General features: G+C 74.2%; 1 protein-coding gene. It reads right to left on the reverse strand.

Annotated elements, in window-relative coordinates:
- A partial coding sequence (locus VTU_RS0105750) for an alpha-hydroxy acid oxidase (RefSeq protein ID WP_438873575.1) occupies positions 1 to 936 on the reverse strand: 936 nt, incomplete at its 3' end.
- Between the last annotated feature and the right edge of the window lie 3 nt (positions 937 to 939).

Genomic DNA, 939 nt, shown 5'->3' on the forward strand with positions numbered 1-939 from the left:
GAGCACGGCGCAGGCGCCCAGCGCCAGGGCCTTGAGCACGTCCGTTCCGCGGCGGATTCCGCCATCGACCAGCAGGGGCAGGGCGCCTGCCACGGCGTCGGCTACGCGGGGCAATGCGCTGGCGGTGCTGGGGCTGCCGTCCAGGGTGCGCCCGCCGTGGTTGGAGACGATCAGGCCGGCCACGCCCAGCGCGACGGCCTGGCGCGCGTCGTCCGGGTGCAGCAGGCCCTTGAGCAGCACCGGAAGTCGGGTGTTGGTTTGCAGCCACTGCACGTCGGCCCAGGTGGGCGCGTGCTGCAGCAGGCCGTCGAACAGGCTGCTCTGGTCGGCCCGCAGCGGCACCCGGGGCGGGGGTGGCAGGCCCAGCAGATTCACCGCCGCCACGCCCGCGGGCAGACGAAAGCCTGCGCGCCGTTCGCGGTCGCGCGCGCCATGGCAGGGCGCGTCCACCGTCAGCACCAGGGCCTCGTAGCCAGCTTGTTCGGCGCGCTGGACCAGTTCGCGGGTGAAGCCCCGGTCGTGCTGCCAGTACAGCTGGAACCACAGCGGCCCGCGCCCCGCGTCGTCGCGGATGGCGTCGGCCACCCGTTCCAGGCGCGTGCTGGCCTGGGTGCTCAGGACCATGCCGGCGCCCAGGGCCGCGGCTGCGCAGGCGCTGCCGAGTTCGCCGTCGGGGTGGGCCATGCACTGGTAGGCCACCGGGGCCAGCAGGATGGGGTGGGCCAGCGTGCGGCCGAGCAGTTCCACCCGCGTGTGGCCGCCAGCGAGTGGGCGCAGCACGCGCGGCAACAGCGGAATCTGCGCCCAGGCGCTGCGGTTCGCCGCGAGCGTGATCTCGTCGGCCGCGCCGCCGCTGAAATACGCCCAGGCGTTGGAGTCCAGGCGCGTGCGTGCATGGCTCTCGTGGTCCGCCAGGCTCACGATTTCCGGGGGCAGGGA

It is taken from the genome of Verminephrobacter aporrectodeae subsp. tuberculatae At4, assembly GCF_000193225.1.
In the GTDB taxonomy this organism is placed as follows: Bacteria; Pseudomonadota; Gammaproteobacteria; order Burkholderiales; family Burkholderiaceae_C; genus Acidovorax; species Acidovorax aporrectodeae.